The organism is Actinosynnema sp. NPDC004786 (genome assembly GCF_053601135.1).
Genome location: NZ_JBSGBG010000003.1, coordinates 16757 through 38626 on the forward strand (window position 1 = coordinate 16757; position 21870 = coordinate 38626).

The window sequence follows — 21870 nt, forward strand, 5'->3', positions numbered from 1 at the left end:
CGCGCCGGTGGCGCCACCATGAAGCCGACCTCACAACGGGGTGGGGAAAACCCCAGTGCGGCGGGTCAGCGCGCGGCGTGCGCGGCCAGGCCGCGGGCGTACCGCGTGATCACGGCCTGGAGCACCAGGCGGTAGAGCCACCCCGTGCCCGGGGCCTTCGGCCGGAACGACGAGTGCCAGTGGATCGCCGTCCCGGCGCCGTCCGGCGCGAGGTCGACGAACGCCTGGTAGTCGCGAATGGCGAGGCCCGACAGCAGGACGTAGCCCACCCGCCGGTTCGGCGTCAGTTCGACGACCTCCTCCCTCGTGAGGGCCTTGCGGCCTTTGTTCTCGAATACCCGGATCTCGCCGACGCCATACGCGTCACCCGCGCGCTCCCGTTCGTACCGCACGACCGGCGACCAGTCCGGCCACGTCGAGCTGTCCGCGAGCAGGCGGTAAACGCGATCCGGGGGCGCGGAGCTGCGCACCTTGACGTCCACTCTCTGTACCATGTGGTACATGTACCATTCGGTACATGACGGGACAAGGGGAGGCCCGGGAGCGCCTGCTCGCGGCCGTGGTGGAGCACCTGGCCGCGCACGGGCTGGGTGACGCGAGCCTGCGCCGGCTGGCCGAGGCGGTGGGCACAAGCCACCGGATGCTGATCTACCACTTCGGCTCGATGGAGGGGCTGCTGGTGGAGGTGGTGCGGGCGGTGGAGGCGCGGCAGCGCGCCGTGCTCGCGTCCCTGCCGGCCGACGACCCGGCCGAGGCCGCGCGGGCGTTCTGGCGGACGCTCGTGGACCCGTCCCTGCGCGCGCACGAGCGGCTGTTCTTCGAGCTGTACGGCCAGGCCGTCCAGGGCCGTCCCGGCACCACGCACCTGCTGGACGGCATCGTCACCGACTGGCTGGAGCCGGTGGCCGCCCTGGAACGCGCCCGCGGCCACGCGCCCGAAGTCGCCGCCGCCCGCGCCCGCCTGGGCCTGGCCGTGACCAGGGGCCTGCTGCTGGACCTGGTGGCGACCGGCGACGAAGCCGCCGTGACCGCCGCCATGGACCACTTCATCACCCTGATGACCACCTGACCCTCCCGCGCCCACCCCCCAACCCGCGCGTGTCCTACCTCCAGAACGCGCGTGTCCTACCTTCACGTCGCGTGTGTCCTACGTTCGCGTCGCGTGAGTCCTACGTTCGGAACACCCGAGTTCAACGTTCAGGACACCGCCGCTCGTCCTGAGCGTTCAACTCGGGGTGCCTGAACGTTGGACTCTCGCGTTCTCAACGTTGGACACGCGCGTTCTGGAGGTAGGACACGCGGGAAGTAGGGTGCGGTGGTGTGAAGCGGGTTCCGGTGATCGTGGTGGCGGGGTTCCTCGGGTCCGGCAAGACGACGTTGCTCAACCACCTGCTCGGCGGCAGCCGCGGCACCCGGATCGGTGTGGTCGTCAACGACTTCGGCGCGATCGGCATCGACGCGATGAGCGTGGCCGGGCAGGTCGACTCGACCGTCTCGCTGAGCAACGGCTGCCTGTGCTGCGCGGTCGACGTGAGCGAACTCGACGCGATGCTGGCCAAACTGGACTCCCAGGTCGACGTCATCGTGATCGAGGCGAGCGGCCTGGCCGAGCCGCAGGCCATGGCACGGATGGTGCTCGCGAGCGAGAACCCGCGCCTGACCTACGGCGGCCTGGTGCTGCTGGTCGACGCGGCCGAGTTCCCGGACGACCTGGCCCGGCACCTGCGCGTGGCGGACCTCGTGGTGCTGAACAAGGTGGACCGCGTCGGCGACCCCGAGGCGCCGGCCGCCGAGATCGACCGCCTCAAGCCCGGCGTGCCGGTCGTCCGGTCGTCGTTCGGCCGCGTCGACCCGGCCCTCCTCTTCGACCCGCGGCCACGCGAGCGGCACGGCCAACTGTCCTTCGAGGACCTGCTGGACGAAGAGCACGACCACGTGCGCTACGACAGCGTGGAGTTCACCGGCGGGGCGATGGACCCGGTGCGGCTCATGGCGTTCCTCGACGCACGCCCCAAGGGCCTGTACCGGATCAAGGGCTTCGTGCGGTTCGACGTGCCCGGCCACCGGCAGCGGTTCGGCCTGCACACGGTGGGCGCGTTCCTCCGGTTCGAACGCTCCGCGTGGCCCGGCCCGCGCCGCACCGAGCTGGTGCTCATCGGCACGGGCCTGGACGTCGCGGCGATCCGCGCCGACCTCGCCGCCTGCGAGCAGTCGTCCGCAGTGGACCCACAGTCGATGCTCGAAGTCCTGCGCTACACGGCCTGACCGGAGCGCCCTCGGCGAGGACGCCGAGGGCCACCGGTGACGTGGGCCCGGAGAGACTCGAACTCTCACTGGCACGGACCTAAACCGTGTGCCTCTGCCAATTGGGCTACGAGCCCGTCACCGCCAGCTTATCGGCAGGGCTCGCCGTCCCCGATCCGAGGGACGCCCACGCCCGCCGTGACGGGCGACGGGGCCGGACGGTGGCCCCGGGACTCGCCCAACCGGACCGGAACAGTGTTATAAAAGCGGTCACGGCCGGTCTCGTCAACGCGGCCGCGGCCGCTCATCTACGGTTGTGGCCAAGGTGCAGCAAGGAGGAGATGTGGCTCGCGATCCCGACACCATCCAGCGTGAGATCGAGCAGGCTCGCGACGCGCTGGCCGCGACGCTCGACGAGCTGGGGACGAGGGCGAATCCCCAGCGCTTCGTCGAGTCGGGCAAGGAAAGCGTGCGCGCGAAGCTCGACGAACCCAAGATCCGGTACTCGCTCATCGCGGTGGCCGTGCTCGTCGGGTTCGCCTTGCTGCGCAAGCTGTTCCGCTGAGGTCGCCTACTGCCCCTTGGCGACGAGGGGCAGCAGGACCTGCTCCACCACGCGGTCGACGAACGGCAGGTCGATCGGGTCACCGGTGAGCATCAACCGGTAGATCAGGGCCGCGCCCGCGAGTTCGACGGCCATCCCGCGCGGCGCGTCGTCACGCAGCTCGCCGCGCTCGTCGGCGCGCTCCAGGATGCGGCGCAGCACGTCGCGCTGGGCGGTCAGGAACGTCTCGCGGAAGGCGGCGGCCAGCTCGGGCTCGTGCGGCAGCTCGCCGACGAGCGCCTGCGCCGCCTTGCCGATCGGGCCGGACAGGAACGCGGCGAACGCGCTCAGGAACTCCCTCAGGTCGCCGGCGAGCGAACCGGTGTCCGGCTCGGCCAGGTTCTGCTGCGCCAGCTGCGTGCACGTGTCGATCACCAGGTCGAGCTTCGACTCCCACCGCCGGTAGATGGTCGCCTTGCCCGCACGGGCGCGCGCCGCGACGGCGTCCATCGTCAGCGCGCGGTAGCCGACTTCGGCCATCACCTCCAACGCCGCCTGCCGCAACGCGTCGTCCCGGCTGGCGTCTCTCGGTCTGCCCCGCTGCGGGGTCCTGGTCGCCCCGCTGTACACCGGTGTGGCCATCTCGCGCTCCTGTCGCCTTTGGCCGGACATCCTAGGCCGGTGTCGCCGGGAATCCGGCTTCCATCAACGGCCGATGCGTGGTGCTGCTTCGGTTTCACCCCGTCGGTGGTGGTGCGAGGCCCGCACGGGTGTGCAGGTAGGCGACCGAGAAGGCGAGCGCGTCGCCGTCCAGCAGGTGCACGACGGCGCGGTCGCGCCGACCGGGCGCGATCTCGTCCACGAGTTGGTCGGCCGCGAGCCGCGCGGCGATGAGGCCCGGTGCGGTCGCGTCCAGTTCCTTGCCGCCCGCGCGCACGGTGACCGCCCAGTCGTCACCGTCGCGTCGGTAGTTCGCGGTTATGGGAAGTGTGGTCATGCCTCGGCCTTCCGTCGGGCGACCGCCGGCGCGTCACCCGAATGGCGCAACCTCGCAATCATGCACGCACCGTACACGTTCGGTAACGCCATGCTGTAGGCGGGCGATAGGCCGTTCGGAGCAATACTTTCGACCAGGAGGCCCCTACATGAGTCGTCGGATGAGCGTCGCGCTGTGCATGCTGCTCGGGTTGGTGGTGGTGCCGGGCGTCGCGGCGGCCGACCCGCCGTGGCGCGCGCCGGACGTGCCCGGCGTGGACCACGTCCGGGGCGACGTGTGCCCGGACCGGGGTGACGTCCCGTGCCACGGCACGACGTCCAACACCACGACCAAGACCACCGCCATCACCACGACCACGTCCGTCGGTCAGACCACGTCCACCGGGGCGACCACGACGACGACCGACGTCGCGGGCACGTCCGCGACCTCGACGACGTCCACCACGACGAACGTGGCCGGCACGTCGGCGACCTCGCGGACGTCGTCCGCGGTCACGTCGACCACCGGCGTGGGCGTCACGACCGGCACCGCGGCGTTGACGGTCACCGCGCCCGCCGACGCGCCGCCCCTGGTGTCCGCGTCCGCCGACCGCGCGTTGGCCGAGACGGGGGCCGCGCCCCTGTGGACGGGCGTCGGCGGGTTGGCCGTGCTGCTCGCGGGGGCGGTGCTGCTGCTGGTCGGCCGACGCCGTCGTGCGTGACGGGACCGCTCAGGTCGTGGTGGTGGTGAGCCGGCTGGCCACGCCCCGCCACACGACGTCCATCACGTAGGCCGTCGCGAGCGCGGGTCCCACCTCGGGCCTGCGCTCGCACCACAACGCCAGCCGTTCGGTCGAGCCCACCACGATCTCCGCGAACGCCTCGGCCTCGACCTCGTCCACGTCGGACTCGAAGCTCCCGATCACCGCCGCGATCAGGTCCGTCTGCTGCCGCCGGATCCCCTCGACCTCCTCCACGGCCGACGGCACGGTGATCGCCGCCTCCTGCCGCAGGAGCGCCCACGACTGCTTGTGCTCGGCGATGAACTCGAAGAACGCCAGGAGCCCGCGCCGCAGCACCTCCTCCGGGCCGTCCGCGCCCGTGATCGCCTGCTGCGTGCGGTCGAGCAGCTCCGTACGTGCCCGGTGGATGCAGCCGATGAGCAGGCCCTCCTTGGAGCCGAAGTACTCGTAGAGCATCGGCTTGGAGACCCCGACGCGTTCCGCGATCTCGTCCATCGACGCGGCCAGGTACCCCCGCTCGGCGAAGACGCCCTCGGCGATGTCGAGCATCTGCGCCTTGCGCTGGGCCTTGGGCATCCGCCTGCGGCGCGGCTCGGTCGTGGTCACAAGTCGAGACTACCGGAGGTAACTTACTTCGAGTAACCTACTCGGCGGTATGTACGGTGGACCGGGAGGAGACGGGCATGCACCGCGAGGTCAAGGTCCTGGTCGTCGGCACGGGTTTCTCCGGCCTGGGCATGGCGATCGAGCTGAAGCGCACCGGCGAGCGCGACTTCGTCGTGCTGGAGAAGGCGGACGACCTCGGCGGCACCTGGCGGGACAACTCCTACCCCGGCTGCGCGTGCGACGTCCCGTCCCACATGTACTCGTTCTCGTTCGAGCTGAACCCGCGCTGGTCGCGCATGTTCGCCCGGCAGCCGGAGATCTGGGACTACCTCAAGCGGGTGGCCGACAAGTACCGGCTGCGCGAGCACATCCGGTTCAACAGCAAGGTCGCCGGCGCGCGGTGGGACGAGGACGACAAGGTCTGGCACGTCACCGTGGAGAACGGCGACACGTACACGGCCAAGGCCGTGGTGGCGGGCGTGGGCGCGTTGCACATCCCGAACGTGCCGGTCCTGCCCGGCATCGAGGACTTCCGCGGCAAGGCGTTCCACTCGGCGCAGTGGGACCACGACTACGACCTGCGCGGCAAGAAGGTCGCGGTGGTGGGCACGGGCGCGTCCGCGATCCAGTTCGTGCCGCGGATCGCCGACGACGTGGAGCGGCTGACGGTGTTCCAGCGGACGCCGCCGTGGGTCATGCCCAAGATGGACCGGTCCATCGCCACGTGGGAGCAGAAGCTGTTCCGGGCGCTGCCGTTCACCCAGCGCCTGTACCGCGACTTCGTGTACTGGACGCGGGAGTCGAGCGCGCTCGGGTTCGCGGTGAACCCGAAGATCATGGAGTTCGCGCAGAACATCGCGCGGCGGCACATGCGCGCCCAGGTGCCGGACCCGGAGCTGCGGGCCAAGCTGACCCCCGACTACACGATGGGGTGCAAGCGGGTGCTGATCAGCAACGACTACTACCCGGCGCTGACCAAGCCGAACGTGGACCTGGTGACCGACGGCATCGCCGAGGTGCGGGCGAACTCCGTCGTCGACCGCGCGGGCGTCGAGCACGAGGTGGACGTGATCATCTACGGCACGGGGTTCCACGTGGTCGACTCGTTCGACTACCTGGACATCGCTGGCAAGGGTGGCGTCGACCTGGCCAAGCAGTGGCGGGAGCGGGGGATCGAGACCTACTACGGCATCACCGTCTCGGGCTTCCCGAACCTGTTCTTCCTGCTCGGCCCGAACACCGGCCTGGGGCACAACTCGGTGGTGTTCATGATCGAGTCGCAGATCCGGTACGTCCGGCAGTGCCTGGAGCTGCTCGACCGCCACGGCGCGGACGAGCTGGACGTGCGGCCGGACGTGCAGGCGCGGTTCAACCGGCAGTTGCGGCGCAAGCTGTCCAAGGGCGTGTGGACGGAAGGCGGGTGCAAGAGCTGGTACCTCGACGCGCAGGGCGTCAACCGCACCGTCTGGCCGGGCTTCACCTGGCGCTACTGGATGCGCACCAAGTCCGTCCGCGCCGAGGACTACACCCTCGCCCGGGCGCGCCGCACCCGCGTCCCGGCCTGACCCGAACGCTCAACTCGGGTGTCCCGAACGTAGGACACGCCTGTTCCGGACGTAGGACACGCTTGGACTCTCGCGTGTGTCCTACGTTCGGAACGCGTGTGTCCTACGTTCGGAACGGGTGAGTTGAGCGTTCAGAGCGGGACGCCGGCGGCCTTGGCGCGTTCGGCGCGCAGGCGGGTCACGTCGGGCAGCTCCAGCGGGGCGGGCTTGACGCCCGTGGCCCACTCGATCAGCAGGTCGGCGATCTGCGGGTTGCGCGGCAGCACGGGACCGTGCAGGTACGTGCACAGGATCCGGCCCTGCACCGCGCCCTCCACCGAACCGTCGTTGCCCGTGCCCACCTTCACGTGCGCCAACGGCCGCGCCGACGGTCCGAGCACGGTCCGGCCCTGGTGGTTCTCGAACCCGGTCAGCAGGCCCTCGAACAGCCCGTCGGCGGGCGTGGCGATGACCTCGCCGATGGCGCGGCTGCCACCGGCGTGCGAGGTCGAGTCGATCAGCCCGAGACCGGGGTGCGTCACCTGGTCGGCCCGGGTGAACGACTCGCCGAAGATCTGGATCCCCGCGCACACGCCGAGGATCACCGCGCCGCGCGCCGCCGCCCGCTGCATGCCGGGGTGGTCGCGCAGGTGCCGCACGGCCAGCGTCTGCGCCGTGTCCTCGCCGCCGCCGACCACGTAGATGTCGCACGACTCGGGCACCGGCTCGCCGAACCGGATGTTGACGATCTCGGCGGAGATGCCCCGCCACGTCATCCGCTTCTCCAGCACGACGGCGTTGCCGAAGTCGCCGTACGTGCCCAGCAGGTCGGGCAGCACGAGCGCGATCTGGACCTTGCTGGTGCTCACTGGGCGGCCCTCGCGTTCAGGTCGCGGAATGCGGTGTAGTTGGCGATCACCTCGACCGGTCCCGGCGGCATGGCGTCGATCGCCTGCAGCGGGTCCGGCACGATCGTGTGCTCGACCTCGGCGTACGTCAGCCGCACGGCCAGGTCCGTCGCCCGCTCGCCGGACGCGATCACCTGCCGCCCGCGCAGCCGCTCGAACGGCACGTCCCACAGCCACGACAGGTCGCGCCCGTCGGCCTCCTGCGCGTTGATCACCAGCACGGCGGGGTGGTCGGCCTCGCGCACCACGGTCAGCGTCTCGCTCCACCCGGCCGGGTTCTTCGACAGCAGCAGCCGGGCCCGGTGCCCGGACCGCTGGATCGTCCGGTAGCGACCGGCCACGTTGGACACCGCGCGCAACCGCTGCACGGCCTCCTCCACCGGCACGCCCAGCGCCACCGCGGCGGCCGTGGCCATGACCGCGTTGGCCTGGTTGAACTTGCCGGGCAGCCGCAGCGACAGCTCCAGCTTCACGCCGTTCGGCGTGACCAGGTACCCGTCGCCGGTCACCCACTGCGGCCGCGGCCGGGCCAGGTCGCACCCGGTGCAGTGCCAGTGCTCGCCCTCCCAGCGGATGGGGTCGCCGCAGCGCGGGCACGAGGCCGCGTCGTTGTGCCAGCCCGTGCCGGTGGCCACCCACACCACGTTCGCCGAGTCGCGGGCCGCGGACGTCACCATGATGTCGTCGCAGTTGGCCACCACGACCCCGGTCACCGACGCCAGCGCCGTGCGCAGCGACCTCTCGATGGTGCGCACCTCGCCGACCCGGTCGAGCTGGTCGCGGCTGAGGTTGAGCAGCACCGCCACGGCGGGCGACGCGGCGCGCACGACCTCGGGGAAGTACCCCTCGTCGACCTCCAGCACCGCGTACGGCGCGTCGGGCTGCTTGGACAGCGCGGTCACGTGCCCGTCGGGCATGTTCGCGCCACCGTGGTTGGTGGCGACCTCGCCGAGGAACGACGTGGCGCGGCTGAGCATCATCGTGCTGGTCGTCTTGCCGTTGGTGCCGGTCACGAGCGCGACCGAACGGTTGGACGTCAAGTGCGCCAGCGCCTGCGGGTCGAGCTTCAGCGCGACCCGGCCGCCGATCATGCCGCCGGCGCCGAGACCCATCTTCTGCGACAGCTTGGAACTCATGTTGCCCAGTCGCACGGCCGCGGCGGTGCGCAGCGGCAGGCGGGCTGGGTCTGCACCTGGAGTGTTCGGCAACCGACTTCCCGGATCTGTCAGGGGAGGGGGATCCCCCGATGCTACCGGGGGCCGTGGTGCTCCAGTTCCCGCAGGGTCCGGATCAGGTCCACCGTGCTGAGCTGGCACAACTGGGCCATGTACTCCAGCGCGGGCAGGTCGAGGTGCACCTCGGGCGGCTGGCCGGGCACCAGGTGCGCGAGCCTGCCCTGCGCCCACCGGCGCAGCGGCATGAGCTGCGGTCGCGTGTCGGCGACGACCGTGGCCAGGTCCACCGAGAGGTGCCCGGCGGGGGCGTCGCCGAACACGCGTTCGTGCACCCGCGCCAGCACCTGGTGCGCGGGCACGCCGAGGGCGAGGCAGATCTCCACCAACCTGACCACCGAGCACTGGCGGGTGCCCAACTCGTACGTGGCCAACGTCTGCAGCGAGATGTCGCTCTGCAGCCGGCGGTTGAGCTCCTTGCGGGTCCATCCGCGCTGCTTGCGAAGGCTGCGGAGCTCATCACCGAGCACGCGCTGGTACGCCGCTGTGTCGATCTGCACCGTCGATCCTCCAGTCCGCCGGGGCCCCGACAGACCCCACGGAGATGGAAAGCGCGACGGGCCGATCGCTTACGCGGGTTGTCCGAATTATCGCCCGATCGGGCGAACCTAGTAGTACTTAGAGTAGAGTTTCATCGCTCCAAAGCGCTGGTGACACCGTTCTCCCGGGGGCCCAGGAAACGCGGGTCGGGCTTGGCGACGAGGCCGTCCCACATCGCCTTGGCCGCCGCGAAGCCCTCCCGGAAGTACCCGTAGGCGGTCGTGCTCGCCCATTGGGAGGTGTCGTGGCCGACCCCGGACGCGTCGATGCCCGCCGAACGGCACAGCGCCACCGCCCGGGGCAGGTGGAACTCCTGCGTCACGACGGTCGCCCGCTCCACGCCGAAGATCCGCTTCGCCCGCGTGCACGAGTCCCACGTGTCGAACCCCGCGTAATCGGCCACCACCACGTCCGCGGGCACGCCTCGGCCGATCAGGTACGTGCGCATCGCGGTCGGCTCGTCGTAGTCCGTCGTGCTGTTGTCCCCGCTGACCAGGAGCACCTGGACCTTGCCCCGCCGGTACAGGTCGGCCGCCACGTCCAGTCGGCCCGCGAGGAACGGCGTCGGCGTGCCCGCCCCGGTCAGGCCCGCGCCGAGCACGAGCGCGACCGGGGCGTCGGGCACGTCCGCCGCGTCGTGGCGGTAGGGCGCGCTGGCCGCCTGCACCCACACCGACGGCACGGCCGCCAGCACGGCCAGCGCGCCGAGCGCGACCAGCACCCGCTTCCAGCGCACCCGCTTGATGAAACTGCCCACGGCTCCCCCCGAGACGGTGTCAGTTGACGCAGCGCACCCCGTCCGCGGTGATGGGCGGCTCCGTCGTCGTCGTGCCGGCGCCCTGCTGCTGCCGCGCGCCGTCCAGGCCGACCAGCGGCGGTCCGGCGAGGGTCTGCGTGCCGGGGCCGGAGTAGTCCGCGCCCACGAACACGCGGACGTGCCCGGTCGGGATGGCGTCGTCCTGCTCGATCTCCAGCCCGCCCAGGGCGTCGGCGACCGCCTCCGCGCCGGCCTCGCCGCCGACGCCGTAGCGGACCACGGACGCGTCCATGGGCGAGGCGTTGTCCGCGCCGCCGTCGACGAACCTCTCGGCCACGAGCGCCTGGAGCACCCGGCCGGCCAGGCCCGGCGAGCCGGAGGCGTTGCGCACCTCGACGGTCACCGTCGCGTTGTCGATCGTCGGGGTGGTCGTGCCGGCCTGGGTCGGGTCGGCGCCGAGGTTCTTGAAGAACTTCTTCACCTCGCGCTCGTTGATCTCGATCGCGGTGCCGTCCTCGGGCGTCTGCAGCTCCGGGTTGCCGGTCGGGATCGTCTCGAACTTGAGGTTGCCGCCGGTCAGGTCCTTCATCTGGGTGGCGAACCGGAGCACGTTCCAGTCCTTGTCCAGCACGATGGACTTGGTCAGCGCGTCGATCAGGGAGCTGAGCTTGCCGGGGTCCGACAGCGTGCCGGCGGACAGGATCTGCTTGGCCAGGCCCGCCATGAACACCTGCTGGCGCACGATCCGGTCGAGGTCGCCGCGCAGCAGCCCGTACCGCTGCCGGACGAACGCGAGCGCCTCGCGGCCCTGGACCTTCTGCGGCCCGGCGGCGAAGTTCGCGCCCGACATGTCGTCGCGGGTGGCCTGGTTGAGGCACACGTCCACGCCGCCGACGGCCTTGGTGATCTCGTAGAACCCGACCAGGTTGATCTCGGCGTAGCGGTCGATGGTCACGCCGGTGAGGTTCTCGATGGTCTCGATGAGGTTGCGCGCGCCCGCCTGGCGCGACTGGACCTCCAGCTGGGCCGGGTCCTTGACGCCCTCGCGCTCCAGCTTCGCGATCGCGGCGTTCTTGCCGTACCCGTACGCCGAGTTGATCTTGTGCCGGCCGTAGCCGCCCGCGATCTGCACGTAGGAGTCGCGCGGGAACGAGACCGCGACGGCCTTGCCGCCGTCGTTGGGCACGTGCATCAGGATCAGCGTGTCGGTGTTCAGGCCGCCGTCGTTCTCGTTGCCCGCGTGCAGCTCGTTCAGGATCTCCTGGGGCAGCGGGTTGCCCTTCGAGTCGGTGCGGCTGTCCATGCCGACCATGAGGATGTCGACCGAGCCGTCGGCCGGCTTCTCGCCGCCGCCCTCGTCGCTGATCACGTCGGTGGTGGCGATGTCGTCGAGCAGCGTGTTGAGGTTCGCCCACGCGTAGCCGGTGCCCAGCAGCACGGCGGCCGAGAACAGCGCCAGGAGCGCGCGGCCGAAGATCGCGCCGCCGGTCGTCGGGCGCTCCGGCGGGCGGCGGCGCGGCGGGCCGGTGCGGCCGGCGGCAGGGCGCGGGCGCTGCCCGGCGGGCCGTGGCGACGCGGCGGCACGGCGCGCGTCGGCCGGTTGCCGGTCCCGGGGCGAGCGGCGGTCGTCGGGGGAGCGGCGGTCGTCGGGGGAGCGGCGCGGGTCGGCGGCGCGGCGGGGGTCGGGGGAGCGGCGCGGGTCGGCCCGGCCGTCCTCGGGCGGGCGGCGGCCGGCGGGGGGACGCGGGCCGTCCGCGCCCGGCCTCGGCCGGCCGACGGGCTCGTTGCCCGCCCTCGGCGCGCGCGGCCGGTCCGCGGACCCGGGGTCGTTGCCGGGGCGGCGCTCCCCGGGCGCGCGTCGTTCGCCCGTCGGGCGCTCGGGACCGCGGCGCGGCGGCTCGACCCGGCCACCCGGTTCGGGTCGGCCACCCGGTTCGGGTCGTCCGGGCGGCTGGGCGCGCGGCGGTTGGCCCGCGGAGGGGTGCCGAGGGGGAACGGGTCGCCGGCGGAACCCGTCGGGCTCGCCTGGCCTCGGCGGCCGGTTGTCCACTCCCACTCCTCCCATGTACCCGGGTACGCCCCGTTGGACGCGTGACGAGCCGCCCGGGTTGCCACCAGCGTCGCACAGCCACCGCGCCGGACGTGGTGATACCGGTCGGAGGCCGGCCTGACCAGGCCGGTTACCCGATTGTGAGGTCGGGGTGCCCGCGTTCGTAGACTGCCACCGTGCTGACCATGCAGGATGCGCTGCTCGCGCTGACCCGGTACTGGACCGAACGGGGCTGCGTCGTCGTGCAGCCGTACAACACGGAGGTCGGCGCAGGCACGTTGAACCCCGCCACCGTGCTGCGGGTGCTCGGCCCCGAGCCGTGGCGCGTGTCGTACGTCGAGCCCAGCGTGCGGCCCGACGACGCGCGGTACGGCGAGAACCCCAACCGGCTCCAGACCCACACCCAGTTCCAGGTGATCCTCAAGCCCGACCCGGGCGACCCGCAGGAGCTGTACCTCGGCAGCCTGGAGGCGCTGGGCATCGACGTCCGGGCGCACGACGTGCGGTTCGTCGAGGACAACTGGGCCTCGCCCGCGCTCGGCGCGTGGGGCCTGGGCTGGGAGGTGTGGCTGGACGGGCTGGAGATCACCCAGTTCACCTACTTCCAGCAGGCGGGCGGCATGTCGCTCGACCCGGTGTCGGTGGAGATCACCTACGGCATCGAGCGCATCATGATGGCGCTGCAGGGCGTGGACCACTTCAAGGACATCGCCTACGCGCCCGGCATCTCCTACGGCGAGGCGTTCGGCCAGGCCGAGTACGAGATGAGCCGCTACTACCTCGACGACGCCGACGTGGAGGCCAACAAGCGGCTGTTCGAGGAGTACGCGGCCGAGGCGCGCCGGATGCTCGACGCCCGCCTGCCCGTGCCGGCGCACAACTACGTGCTCAAGTGCTCGCACACGTTCAACGTGCTGGACGCGCGAGGCGCGATCAGCACCACCGAGCGGGCCCGCGCGTTCGGGCGGATGCGCGGCCTGGCCCGCGAGGTCGCCCAGCTCTGGGCGGCCCGCCGCGAGGAGCTGGGCCACCCGCTCGGCCTCGCGCAGGCCCCCGCCCCGGCCGCGCTGCCCGCGACGTTCGCCGAGGTCGCGGACGCGAGCACGCTGCTGTTCGAGATCGGCACCGAGGAGCTGCCGCCCGCCGAGGTCACCCGCACCGTGCAGGCGGTCCGGCAGGCCGTGGCGGACAAGCTGGGCGCGACCAGGCTGGCCCACGGCGCGGTCGAGGTGCACGGCACGCCCCGGCGCGTCGTCGTGCTGGTGCCCGACGTGGCCCCGCGCGAGCCGGACGCGGAGAAGACCGTGCGCGGTCCCCGCGTGTCCGCCGCGTTCGACGCCGACGGCACCCCGACCAAGGCCGCCCAGGGGTTCGCCCGCGGCCAGGGCGTGGACGTCGCCGCGCTGGGCCGGGTCACCGAGAACGGCGTCGAGCACGTCGCCCTGGTCCGCACCGACCCCGGTCGCGGCGCGGTGGAGGTGCTCAGCGGGCTGCTCGGCGAGGTGGTCGCGGAGCTGCGCGCCGAGAAGAACATGAAGTGGAACGACCCGAAGCTGTCGTTCACCCGCCCGATCCGCTGGCTGCTGGCCCTGCTGGGCACGACGCCGGTGCCGGTCGCGGTGTCCTCCCTGGCCGCCGAGCCGAAGACCCGCGTGCACCGCACCGCCGCCACGCCGGTGGTGGAGGTCCCCACGGCGGACGGCTACCTGGAGTTCCTGGCCGGGCACGGCATCGACGCCTCGGCGGAACGGCGGCGCGACGCGATCGTGGCCCGCGCCGAGGAGCTGGCCGCCTCCGTGGGCGGCGTCGTGGACTTCGAGGGCGTGCTGGACGAGGTCACCAACCTGGTCGAGCGGCCCACGCCGATCCTGGGCTCGTTCGACGAGCGCTACCTGGAGCTGCCCGCGCAGATCCTCACCACGGTGATGCGCAAGCACCAGCGCTACCTGCCGGTGCGCGCCCGGGACGGCGCGCTGCTGCCGCACTTCGTCGCGGTCGCCAACGGCGAGGTGGACGCGGACCTGGTCCGCGCGGGCAACGAGGCCGTGCTGCGCGCCCGGTACGAGGACGCGGCGTTCTTCTGGCGGGCCGACCTGCGCACGCCGCTGGAGGACATGAAGGCCGGCCTGGAGAAGCTGACCTTCGCCGACAAGCTGGGCTCGATGGCCGACCGGGCGGCCCGGATCGCGGCGCTGGCGCGGCGGCTCGCGGAGGAGGTCGGCGCGGCCGACGACACGCTGGCGCGGGCGGGCGAGCTGGCCAAGTTCGACCTGGGCTCGCAGATGGTGATCGAGCTGTCCAGCCTGGCCGGCGTGATGGCCCGCGAGTACGCCGAGCGGGCCGGGGAGACCCCCGAGGTCGCCCGCGCGCTGTACGAGATGGAGCTGCCGCGCTCGGCGGGCGACGCGCTGCCGTCGTCCACGCCCGGCGCGTTGCTGTCCCTGGCCGACCGGTTCGACCTGCTGGCCGGGCTGTTCGGCATCGGGGCCAACCCGACCGGCAGCTCCGACCCGTTCGGGCTGCGGCGGGCGGCGCTGGGCGCGGTGAGCGTGCTGCGGGCGTTCCCGGACCTCAAGGGCATCACGCTGACCAAGGCGTTGGCGCTGGCCGCGCAGGAGGTCGAGGAGCAGCGGCGGGACGAGTCGCCGACCATCCCGGCCGCGGCGCTGGACGCCGCGCGCGAGTTCGCCGTGCGGCGGTACGAGCAGCAGTTGCTCGACGCCGGGCACGACCACCGGTTCGTCAACGCGGTGCTGCCGCTGGCCGACGCGCCGGCGGTGGCCGACACGACGTTGGCCGAGCTGACCGCGCTGGCGGGCGACCCGGACTTCGCCGCGCTGGTCGCCGCGTTGCAGCGGGTGCGGCGGATCGTGCCCGCGGACACCGTCGGCGAGTACGACCCTCAGGTGTTGGCCGAACCGGCCGAGGTGGCGCTGCACAAGGCGCTGGCGGACGTGCCGGCGGGCGTCACGGGGTTGGCGGCGTTCGCCGCCGCGGCGACCGGGCTGACCGGGCCGGTGAACACGTTCTTCGACGAGGTGCTGGTGATGGCCGAGGACGCCGACGTGCGGCGGGCCCGGCTGGGGCTGCTGGCCGCGATCCGCGACCTGGCCGCGCCGGTGCTGGACTGGCAGGCCCTGGGCGCCGCCCTGGGCTGAGGCGCGCCAGTGGTATCCCCGCCCCCCGGTGCGCCGGCGGGCGGGGACCGCGCCGTCTTGCGGCTACATGTCGCGGTTGTCGTCCAGGTTGGCGCTGGCGACGGCGACGGTGTGGTCCGGCGTGACCTGTTCGGCGGCGGCGGACCCGGCGCCCAAGGCGAGCAACGCCGCGGCGGCCACGGCCACCAGCGCTGCGGGGATCATTCTCACGCTGCTACTCCTCACACACCCGGCCAGGGTTCGGCAGGCGACACCATCGCACAGAAATCGCCCGAACGGGAAGTCCCCCTTTCGTAGCTGCCGAATCCGTGACCATTCGGCTGCGGAGCGTGATTAGTAGCGCGCTGTAACGGTTCGACCAGCGGTTTCGATGGTCGGGGGAGGTCGATCCGGCGTTTGACGCAGACCATTCGGAGCTGCGGCGTTGCTACGTCTTGACGAACCCGCACCCGGAGAGATGGAATTCCGCGACATTCCGTATTTCGGCTGTCCACGTCGATGTGCCGCGCAAGGGGTTGGCGAATGCGAAGGCTTGCCCGAGCCGTGTCCTGCGGTCTCCTCGTCCTGTTCGTCGCCGCCTGTGGGGGCGCCGTCGACCCGCTCGCGCCGCCCACGGGCAGCCGCGCGCCGAGACCGGTCGTGGGCGTGATCCTGCCGGACCGCTCGTCGTCGGACCGGTGGGAGGACCAGGACCGGCCGCTGCTGCTCCAGGCGATGAACTTCGCGGGCGTCGAGGGCGTGATCGAGAACGCGGACGGCGACGAGGCGAAGTTCGCGAGCATCGCCGACGCCATGATCGCGCGCGGGGTCAAGGTGCTGATGACGACGCCGCTGAGCCCCGAGGGCGGCGCGGCGGTCGAGCGCAAGGCGAAGGACGCGGGCATCCCGGTCATCAACTACGACCGGATCAGCCTGGGCGGCCAGGCCGAGTACTACGTCTCGTTCGACAACTTCAACGTGGGCGAGCTGCAGGCCGAGGGCCTGCTCCAGTGCCTCGGCGACAAGCCCGGCGCCCGGATCATCGAGCTGCAGGGCGCGCCGACGGACAACAACGCGACCATGTTCTTCGACGGGCAGCGCCGCAAGCTCGGCCCGAAGTACGACAGCGGCGCGCTGCGGCTGGTCGACAGCAAGCCCGTCGACCGCTGGGACCCGGTGATCGGCAAGGCCACCTTCGAGCAGGTGCTCGGGGCCAACGGCGGCTCGGTGGACGGCGTGGTGGCGGCCAACGACGGGCTGGCGGGCGCGGCGATCGAGGTGCTCAGGGCCAAGGGCCTGGCCGGTCGGGTGCCCGTGACGGGCCAGGACGCCACGGTCGAGGGCCTGCGCGCGATCCTGCGCGGCGAGCAGTGCATGACGGTCTACAAGCCGATCCGCGACGAGGCCGAGGCGGCGGCTCGGCTCGCCATCGCGGTGGCGCGCGGCGACCTGAGCGGCGCGGACGACCTGGCCACCGGCAACACCCGCGACCTGGTGGCGAAGCGGGACGTGAAGTCGGTGCTGCTGGGCGCGGACCTGATCACCCGGGAGAACGTGCGGACGCTCGTGGCCGAGAGCGTGGTCAAGCCCGCGGAGCTGTGCGCGGGCGACACCGCGGACGACTGCGCCGAGCTGGGCATCCTGGTCAACTAGCGGGCACGGCGGCACCGGGGCCGGGCAGGACGTCCACGTCCTCCGGCCCCATCGGCGCGCCGCACTCCGAGCAGCGCAGCTCCACGTGCGCGACCCGGCCGCAGGCGCGGTGCCGGTAGAGCGCGGGCGGTCCCGCCCCGCCCGCCGTCCAGCGGTCGCCCCAGCGCACCATCACCATCAGCAGCTCGACCAGCTCGACGCCCTTGCGGGTGAGCGCGTACTCGTGGCGCACCGGCCGGGCCGAGTACTCGCGCCGCTCCAGCACGTCCTGCTCGACCAGCCACCTCAGCCGCTCGGCGAGCACCTTGCGGGAGATGCCGAGGTCTTCCTGGATCTGGTCGAAGCGGGCGATGCCCACGTAGACGTCGCGCAGGATCAGCGGCGACCACGGTTCGCCGATGACGTCCAGGGTGCGCGCGATCGAGCACGCCATGTCGCCGAACCTCGTCCGTTGCACGGGACCAGTCTACCGCTGTGGGTTCCCTCAGGGAACGCTGTGGGCTAGGGTCAGTTCCCTCAGGGAACTTGGAGGTTCGCCCATGGCCCGCCCGACCGCGCCCCGCACCGCCCGCACGCCCCGCGACGGGAGGGCGTGACCGTGCCCAGGACCATGACCGACGCCGAGCGCGACGCGTTCCTCGACCTGCCGCACGTGGCCGTGCTGAGCGTCGCCGCCGCCGACCGCCCGCCGCTCACCGTGCCGGTGTTCTACGCCCACCGGGACGGCCGGATCCGGTTCTTCACCGGCACGCAGGGCCGCACGGCGCGCAAGACCCGGCTGCTGGAGCGGGCCGGCGCGTTCAGCCTGTGCGTGCAGCGGCCGACGTACCCGTACCGGTACGTCACCGCCGAGTGCGTCGTGGAACGCGCCGAACGCGCGCCGTCGACCGAAGACGTCCTGGCCGTGACGGGCAGGTACCTGCCGGAGGCCGACGCCCGCGCGTTCGCCGAGGCCGAGACCGCCGACCCGTCGGGCACGTTCGTCCTGTTCACCGGTCGTCCGGTGCGGTGGCTGACCAGCGACTTCGGCGAGCCGGACTAGCCGTCCTCGTCGTGCCTGCCGGAGATGAACTCCTGCACGCGGATCTTCCACCGGATCAGCGGCTGGCGGACGCGGGCCTCCCGGCGGTACGCCCGGCGCAGCTTGCGCGAGCCCTCGGGGTAGCGCCAGCGGGCCCACGGCGAGCCGGGACGGGCCAGCCGCACCGCGCCGATCTCCGGCAGCACGGGCACCAGCAGGCCGAGCAGCCCCGTCCAGACCTTGCCCTTGAGCAGCGTCACGATCACGAACCCGAGGTTGACCAGGACGATGAGCACCCGCAGGGCCACGCCCTCGCCGTAGAACTCGTCGTACCCCAGCGGCCGCGCGCCCGCCAGCAGCAGGCCCGTCATGCCGATGGCCAGGAACACGGCGTCCACCGACAGCCGGCCGTCCTTGGTCCAGTACACGTCCCGCAGGTGCAGCAGCAGCGCGAACTCGTCCAGCACGAGGGCCGCGCCGACGCCGAGCAGCGCGGCCGCGGCCACCCGCACGCCGTGCATGTCGTCCGGGACGGCCAGCCCGGTCACGCCGCCGAGCAGCATGAACACCGTGCCGAACACGACGTGGTGGATGTGCGTGCCGCCGGGTGTGATGTTGCCCGGCCACCAGCGCACCTCCGCCCGGATCAACCGGACGCTGATCCGGATGAGGACGAAGGTGACCACCAGGCCGAGGAAGAAGAACAGCAGCCGGGCCTGGGGCAGGTGGAGCGCGTACACCACCCCATCTTCACCCGGCCGGATCAGTTGAAGCTCACACCGCCCTGGATGTCGCCCGCTTGCAGGACGTTGCCGTGGACCGTGCCGGAGATCTGGTTGGTGACCCTGCCGGTCTGGGTCACGGCATGGTGCGCGCGCAGCTCGGCGCCGAACGCGGGATCGGCCCGCACGGTGCGCTCCAGGGCCTCGCTCAGCGCCTTGACCTGCGGGGAGTCCTCCGCCGCGCCCTCGGCCGCGGTGAGCGCCGCGGTCGCCGCCGGGTCGTCCGCGAACTTCGCCCGGACCAGTTCGTACAGCCCCGCGACGGCGCGCGAGGCGAGCGACGCGGCGATGGTGACCAGCATCGGTTCAGGCATCGGGACCCCCTGTGATCGCTGCCCTGCCCACGGTAGCAGTGCGACTCGCGCGTTCTTCCGCTCGACTGCCGGTGGGATGTCGTGGTTGACTGTCCTCGGTCGTACCTTTCTGTGTTCGTGTTCCACCACGCTCGCGGAACGGAGTTGCGGGCGCCGAACTTTCCTCGCCAGGAGGGGCCGGGGCCCTAGCTGACCCGGTGGTCGCAAGCGCGATCCGGCACCTGTTAGAGGAGAAGTAGCAAGATGGCAGTTCAGGGCACCGTCAAGTGGTTCAACGCGGAGAAGGGCTTCGGCTTCATCTCCCCGGACAACGGTGGCGCCGACGTGTTCGTGCACTACTCGGAGATCCAGAGCAACGGCTACCGCACCCTGGAAGAGAACCAGCGGGTGGAGTTCGAGATCGGCCAGGGCCAGAAGGGCCCGCAGGCGCAGACGGTTCGACCGCTCTGACCTAATCCGGGTCACCACCAGGACCTGGATCTTTTCGGGCCGCCACTCCCGTTCGCGGGGGTGGCGGCCCGAATCGTGCGCTCACCTGCTCAGGGCGGGCGCGTGGCCGACCTGGTCGCCGTAGACCCGCTTGCCGACCAGCCGCGCGTCGTCGAACACGAAGAACGCCGTCGCGCGCACCCGGTAGGCCCGCCCGGTCGGCTCCTCGCCGCCGAGGCTGCCCAGGTGGGTGCCCCGCAGCTCCAGCTCCACGATCACCGCGTCGTCGGCGTGGTGCAGCTCCACCAGCGTGCTGCGCCGGTCGGGGAACGCGTCGCCGACCCGGGCGTAGTACCCGGCGACCTCGGCCCGGCCGTCGAACACCTGCCCGGTCGCCACGATCTCGCAGCGCGGGTGGTCGAAGGCGCCCACGGCGGTGTCGAACTCGCGTTCGTTCTCCGACTCCAGGTGCTCCAGGACGATCGCCTCCCGCAGGGCCCGCAGTGCCTTGGACGCGGTCATGCGTGCGCACCCCTCCGGTTCGTCGGTAGCTGACGACGAAACACGGACGGGTGGTCACCAGTCAAGACAGTGGCCGGGTCGTTGGTACGCGATGACGCGGCCATTCACCCGTTCGGTTCAGGGGCGCATCTCGTACGTGCCGGACAGCGCCGCGACCCGCGCCCACACCCGCTCGAAGCGGTCCCGGTCGACCACGGGCCTGCGGACCTGCTCGACCGCCCAGCGCTGCTGCGCCTCCGTGGATGACGCCTTGCCGTGCAGCCCGACCGCGTAGGCCGAGAAGTCCCGCACCAGGACGTCGAACACCTGGTCCAGCACGTCGGTGTCCAGGTCGGTGATCCGGGCCTGCTCCAGCACCAACTGGCCGTAGACGACCAGCGTGAACAGGTGACCGAGAGTGAGCAGGAAGTCCAGGTCCCGCTGCTGCTCCTCGTCCGGCGCGGCCGTGGCGAGCAGGGTGCGCAGCGCCCGGGCCTGCTCGTGGAAGAGGGCCGCGTTCGGCACGTGGGCGTGCTCGCGGTAGGCGGTCTCCCAGTCGTGGAACCTGACCCGCCCGAGGCCGCGCGCCGGGCCCTGCCGCCAGAAGAACGCGTCGTCGGCCGGGTCGTGCCTGGTCGGGACGTCGGGGTACGCGGCGGGGTGGAACAGGTGGTTGGGCATGAACTTGAGCACCAGGGCGAGGTTCACGTGGACCGTGCCCTCCAGCTTCGGCAGCGCGCGGATGTCGCGGGCGGCCATCGAGAAGTACGTGTCCTTCTCGAAGCCCTTCGCCGCGATCACGTCCCAGAGCAGGTCCAGGACCCGTTCGCCCTCACTGGTGACCTTCATCTTGGTGATGGGGTTGAACAGCAGGTAGCGACGGTCGTCGGGGGAGGCGCTGCGGAAGTAGTCCACCGCGCGGTCGGAGAACAGCTTCATGGCGACCAGGCGGGCGTAGGCGTCCACGAAGCTCTGCCGGACGTGCGGGAAGTCGGTGACCCGCTTGCCGTACAGGACGCGGTTGTGGGCGTGCGTGACGGCCTCGTGGAACGCGTGCTCGTCGATGCCGATCGAGGCCGTGCACAGGTTGAACTTGCCGACGTTGACGGTGTTGAGGGCGGCGCTGAACGCGTCCGAGCCCGTGTGCAGGATGTCGTCCGCGGTGACCGGGTAGTCGTCCAGGCGGAACTCGCTGACGAACATCTGCGCGTCCACGATGTTCTTGACCAGCGTGAACTTCTCGTGCTGGGAGTCCACGGCGAAGAAGACGTACCCGTCGGGGCCCTCGACGTCCGCGCGGCGGCCGAAGACCGACACCATGCCCGCCACGTTGCCGTTGCCGATGTAGTACTTGCCGCCGGTCGCGGTGAAGCCGTCGGCGGTGGGCGTGAGGACCATGTCGGTGGAGTAGACGTCCGCGCCGTGCTCCTTCTCCGACAGCCCGAACGCGAAGACCGCGCCCCGGTCGAGGAGTTCGGCGGCCTTCTTCCGGGCCGCGGCGTTGTCGCTCATCCAGATCGGCCCGAGGCCGAGCACGGTGACCTGCCACGCGTACCAGTACTGCAGGCCGTAGAACGCGAGGACCTCGCTCAGGGCGGCGTTGCGGGCGGCGTCCCAGCGCTTGTGCGGGTCGCCGCCGGCCTCGGCCGCGGGCGTGCAGAAGGTCGCGAACAGCTTCTCGCGCGCGACGAAGTCCAGGAACTCGGCGTACCAGACCTTCGCCTGGTCGTCGGCGATGAGGCGGCGCTTGCCCCGCTGCTCGAACCAGTCGATGGTCGCGCGCAGCAGTCGGCGGCTCTCGGCGTCGAGGTGGGCGGGGTCGTAGGTGTTCGGGTCGAACAGCACCGGGGGTTCTCCCTTCGTCACCGCCGGACGCTACCAGTCGGTAAC

At 71.8% G+C, this 21870-nt stretch carries 24 protein-coding genes and 1 tRNA gene; 9 read left to right on the forward strand and 16 right to left on the reverse strand.

Annotated elements, in window-relative coordinates; translation table 11 throughout:
* Positions 1 to 65: 65 nt before the first annotated feature.
* Positions 66 to 494 (reverse strand): SRPBCC family protein, encoded by a 429-nt coding sequence (locus ACWEFJ_RS03520; protein ID WP_378092682.1) that lies wholly within the window; start codon positions 492 to 494, stop codon positions 66 to 68.
* Positions 495 to 517: 23 nt separating this feature from the next.
* Between ACWEFJ_RS03520 and ACWEFJ_RS03525 the strand changes: the two genes are divergently transcribed.
* Both ACWEFJ_RS03525 and ACWEFJ_RS03530 read left to right on the forward strand, forming a co-directional pair.
* Positions 518 to 1069, forward strand: a complete 552-nt coding sequence (locus ACWEFJ_RS03525; protein WP_378092680.1) for a TetR/AcrR family transcriptional regulator — start codon at positions 518 to 520, stop codon at positions 1067 to 1069.
* Positions 1070 to 1320: 251 nt separating this feature from the next.
* Positions 1321 to 2265: a CobW family GTP-binding protein gene (locus tag ACWEFJ_RS03530; RefSeq protein ID WP_378092677.1), complete on the forward strand. Its 945-nt coding sequence runs from the start codon at positions 1321 to 1323 to the stop codon at positions 2263 to 2265.
* A gap of 42 nt (positions 2266 to 2307) precedes the next feature.
* On the opposite strand, the gene ACWEFJ_RS03535 is transcribed toward ACWEFJ_RS03530, so the two are convergent.
* Positions 2308 to 2381: transfer RNA gene (locus ACWEFJ_RS03535), tRNA-Leu, on the reverse strand.
* Between the two features lie 206 nt (positions 2382 to 2587).
* On the opposite strand from ACWEFJ_RS03535, the gene ACWEFJ_RS03540 reads away from it, so the two are divergent.
* Positions 2588 to 2809: a DUF3618 domain-containing protein gene (locus ACWEFJ_RS03540; RefSeq protein ID WP_077008460.1), complete on the forward strand. Its 222-nt coding sequence runs from the start codon at positions 2588 to 2590 to the stop codon at positions 2807 to 2809.
* 6 nt (positions 2810 to 2815) lie between these two features.
* On the opposite strand, the gene ACWEFJ_RS03545 is transcribed toward ACWEFJ_RS03540, so the two are convergent.
* Together ACWEFJ_RS03545 and ACWEFJ_RS03550 are read right to left on the reverse strand one after the other, a co-directional pair.
* Positions 2816 to 3430: a TetR/AcrR family transcriptional regulator gene (locus ACWEFJ_RS03545; protein ID WP_378092675.1), complete on the reverse strand. Its 615-nt coding sequence runs from the start codon at positions 3428 to 3430 to the stop codon at positions 2816 to 2818.
* Positions 3431 to 3524: 94 nt separating this feature from the next.
* The gene (locus ACWEFJ_RS03550; protein WP_378092673.1) at positions 3525 to 3785 is read right to left on the reverse strand and encodes a hypothetical protein; all 261 of its coding nucleotides are present in this window, start codon (positions 3783 to 3785) and stop codon (positions 3525 to 3527) included.
* A 148-nt stretch (positions 3786 to 3933) separates the two neighbouring features.
* Between ACWEFJ_RS03550 and ACWEFJ_RS03555 the strand changes: the two genes are divergently transcribed.
* Entirely contained in the window at positions 3934 to 4485 is a 552-nt protein-coding gene (locus ACWEFJ_RS03555) for an LPXTG cell wall anchor domain-containing protein (protein ID WP_378092671.1), read from the forward strand.
* 9 nt (positions 4486 to 4494) lie between these two features.
* On the opposite strand, the gene ACWEFJ_RS03560 is transcribed toward ACWEFJ_RS03555, so the two are convergent.
* Positions 4495 to 5112 carry a TetR/AcrR family transcriptional regulator gene (locus tag ACWEFJ_RS03560; RefSeq protein ID WP_378092669.1) on the reverse strand — a complete coding sequence of 206 codons (618 nt, stop codon included), beginning with the start codon at positions 5110 to 5112 and terminating at the stop codon, positions 4495 to 4497.
* A 77-nt stretch (positions 5113 to 5189) separates the two neighbouring features.
* Here ACWEFJ_RS03560 and ACWEFJ_RS03565 point away from each other — a divergent pair, with 77 nt between their 5' ends.
* Entirely contained in the window at positions 5190 to 6677 is a 1488-nt protein-coding gene (locus ACWEFJ_RS03565) for a flavin-containing monooxygenase (RefSeq protein WP_449712809.1), read from the forward strand.
* 131 nt (positions 6678 to 6808) lie between these two features.
* Here the strand turns inward: ACWEFJ_RS03565 and ACWEFJ_RS03570 are convergent, their stop codons facing one another.
* From ACWEFJ_RS03570 to ACWEFJ_RS03590, 5 genes are all read right to left on the reverse strand, one after another.
* The gene (locus tag ACWEFJ_RS03570; protein WP_378092665.1) at positions 6809 to 7525 is read right to left on the reverse strand and encodes a type 1 glutamine amidotransferase; all 717 of its coding nucleotides are present in this window, start codon (positions 7523 to 7525) and stop codon (positions 6809 to 6811) included.
* On the reverse strand, positions 7522 to 8700 hold the full coding sequence (locus ACWEFJ_RS03575; protein WP_378092663.1) for a Mur ligase family protein: 1179 nt from the start codon (positions 8698 to 8700) through the stop codon (positions 7522 to 7524). Before ACWEFJ_RS03575 ends, ACWEFJ_RS03570 begins: the two co-directional genes overlap by 4 nt.
* A gap of 113 nt (positions 8701 to 8813) precedes the next feature.
* Complete coding sequence (locus ACWEFJ_RS03580; protein WP_378092661.1) at positions 8814 to 9296, reverse strand: helix-turn-helix domain-containing protein; 483 nt, start codon at positions 9294 to 9296, stop codon at positions 8814 to 8816.
* Positions 9297 to 9427: 131 nt separating this feature from the next.
* Entirely contained in the window at positions 9428 to 10093 is a 666-nt protein-coding gene (locus ACWEFJ_RS03585) for a SanA/YdcF family protein (RefSeq protein ID WP_378092659.1), read from the reverse strand.
* A gap of 19 nt (positions 10094 to 10112) precedes the next feature.
* Positions 10113 to 12143, reverse strand: coding sequence for an LCP family glycopolymer transferase (locus tag ACWEFJ_RS03590; RefSeq protein ID WP_449712810.1), 2031 nt, complete (start codon positions 12141 to 12143; stop codon positions 10113 to 10115).
* A 185-nt stretch (positions 12144 to 12328) separates the two neighbouring features.
* Between ACWEFJ_RS03590 and ACWEFJ_RS03595 the strand changes: the two genes are divergently transcribed.
* Entirely contained in the window at positions 12329 to 15301 is a 2973-nt protein-coding gene (locus ACWEFJ_RS03595) for a glycine--tRNA ligase (protein ID WP_449712924.1), read from the forward strand.
* A 63-nt stretch (positions 15302 to 15364) separates the two neighbouring features.
* Here ACWEFJ_RS03595 and ACWEFJ_RS03600 read toward each other — a convergent pair whose 3' ends face one another.
* Entirely contained in the window at positions 15365 to 15505 is a 141-nt protein-coding gene (locus ACWEFJ_RS03600; RefSeq protein ID WP_378092961.1) for a hypothetical protein, read from the reverse strand.
* Between the two features lie 318 nt (positions 15506 to 15823).
* Between ACWEFJ_RS03600 and ACWEFJ_RS03605 the strand changes: the two genes are divergently transcribed.
* Positions 15824 to 16933: a sugar ABC transporter substrate-binding protein gene (locus ACWEFJ_RS03605; protein WP_378092963.1), complete on the forward strand. Its 1110-nt coding sequence runs from the start codon at positions 15824 to 15826 to the stop codon at positions 16931 to 16933.
* Here the strand turns inward: ACWEFJ_RS03605 and ACWEFJ_RS03610 are convergent.
* A complete protein-coding gene (locus tag ACWEFJ_RS03610) occupies positions 16926 to 17390 on the reverse strand; it encodes a winged helix-turn-helix transcriptional regulator (RefSeq protein ID WP_378092965.1) in 465 nt (154 codons plus the stop codon). The genes ACWEFJ_RS03605 and ACWEFJ_RS03610 overlap by 8 nt on opposite strands.
* A 135-nt stretch (positions 17391 to 17525) precedes the next feature.
* On the opposite strand from ACWEFJ_RS03610, the gene ACWEFJ_RS03615 reads away from it, so the two are divergent.
* On the forward strand, positions 17526 to 17975 hold the full coding sequence (locus ACWEFJ_RS03615; protein WP_378092967.1) for a pyridoxamine 5'-phosphate oxidase family protein: 450 nt from the start codon (positions 17526 to 17528) through the stop codon (positions 17973 to 17975).
* Here the strand turns inward: ACWEFJ_RS03615 and ACWEFJ_RS03620 are convergent.
* Together ACWEFJ_RS03620 and ACWEFJ_RS03625 are read right to left on the reverse strand one after the other, a co-directional pair.
* Positions 17972 to 18694, reverse strand: coding sequence for a hypothetical protein (locus tag ACWEFJ_RS03620; RefSeq protein ID WP_449712811.1), 723 nt, complete (start codon positions 18692 to 18694; stop codon positions 17972 to 17974). The two genes, ACWEFJ_RS03615 and ACWEFJ_RS03620, sit on opposite strands and share 4 nt — an antisense overlap.
* 23 nt (positions 18695 to 18717) lie before the next feature.
* The gene (locus ACWEFJ_RS03625) at positions 18718 to 19050 is read right to left on the reverse strand and encodes a hypothetical protein (RefSeq protein WP_378092971.1); all 333 of its coding nucleotides are present in this window, start codon (positions 19048 to 19050) and stop codon (positions 18718 to 18720) included.
* Between the two features lie 243 nt (positions 19051 to 19293).
* Here ACWEFJ_RS03625 and cspE point away from each other — a divergent pair, with 243 nt between their 5' ends.
* Positions 19294 to 19500: a transcription antiterminator/RNA stability regulator CspE gene (cspE, locus tag ACWEFJ_RS03630; RefSeq protein ID WP_053717138.1), complete on the forward strand. Its 207-nt coding sequence runs from the start codon at positions 19294 to 19296 to the stop codon at positions 19498 to 19500.
* An 81-nt stretch (positions 19501 to 19581) separates the two neighbouring features.
* On the opposite strand, the gene ACWEFJ_RS03635 is transcribed toward cspE, so the two are convergent.
* Together ACWEFJ_RS03635 and ACWEFJ_RS03640 are read right to left on the reverse strand one after the other, a co-directional pair.
* Positions 19582 to 20001, reverse strand: coding sequence for an ester cyclase (locus ACWEFJ_RS03635; protein ID WP_449712812.1), 420 nt, complete (start codon positions 19999 to 20001; stop codon positions 19582 to 19584).
* Positions 20002 to 20118: 117 nt separating this feature from the next.
* Positions 20119 to 21846, reverse strand: coding sequence for an acyl-CoA dehydrogenase (locus ACWEFJ_RS03640; protein WP_449712813.1), 1728 nt, complete (start codon positions 21844 to 21846; stop codon positions 20119 to 20121).
* Positions 21847 to 21870 lie beyond the last annotated feature (24 nt).

Coding starts and splice junctions, on each gene's coding strand:
- cspE (WP_053717138.1), top strand. CDS start 19,294: ATGGCAGTTCAGGGCACCGTCAAGTGGTTCAACGCGGAGAAGGGCTTC.
- ACWEFJ_RS03605 (WP_378092963.1), top strand. CDS start 15,824: ATGCGAAGGCTTGCCCGAGCCGTGTCCTGCGGTCTCCTCGTCCTGTTC.
- ACWEFJ_RS03555 (WP_378092671.1), top strand. CDS start 3,934: ATGAGTCGTCGGATGAGCGTCGCGCTGTGCATGCTGCTCGGGTTGGTG.
- ACWEFJ_RS03625 (WP_378092971.1), bottom strand. CDS start 19,050: ATGCCTGAACCGATGCTGGTCACCATCGCCGCGTCGCTCGCCTCGCGC.
- ACWEFJ_RS03575 (WP_378092663.1), bottom strand. CDS start 8,700: ATGAGTTCCAAGCTGTCGCAGAAGATGGGTCTCGGCGCCGGCGGCATG.
- ACWEFJ_RS03595 (WP_449712924.1), top strand. CDS start 12,329: ATGCAGGATGCGCTGCTCGCGCTGACCCGGTACTGGACCGAACGGGGC.
- ACWEFJ_RS03525 (WP_378092680.1), top strand. CDS start 518: ATGACGGGACAAGGGGAGGCCCGGGAGCGCCTGCTCGCGGCCGTGGTG.
- ACWEFJ_RS03520 (WP_378092682.1), bottom strand. CDS start 494: ATGGTACAGAGAGTGGACGTCAAGGTGCGCAGCTCCGCGCCCCCGGAT.
- ACWEFJ_RS03565 (WP_449712809.1), top strand. CDS start 5,190: ATGCACCGCGAGGTCAAGGTCCTGGTCGTCGGCACGGGTTTCTCCGGC.
- ACWEFJ_RS03600 (WP_378092961.1), bottom strand. CDS start 15,505: ATGATCCCCGCAGCGCTGGTGGCCGTGGCCGCCGCGGCGTTGCTCGCC.
- ACWEFJ_RS03550 (WP_378092673.1), bottom strand. CDS start 3,785: ATGACCACACTTCCCATAACCGCGAACTACCGACGCGACGGTGACGAC.
- ACWEFJ_RS03545 (WP_378092675.1), bottom strand. CDS start 3,430: ATGGCCACACCGGTGTACAGCGGGGCGACCAGGACCCCGCAGCGGGGC.
- ACWEFJ_RS03635 (WP_449712812.1), bottom strand. CDS start 20,001: ATGACCGCGTCCAAGGCACTGCGGGCCCTGCGGGAGGCGATCGTCCTG.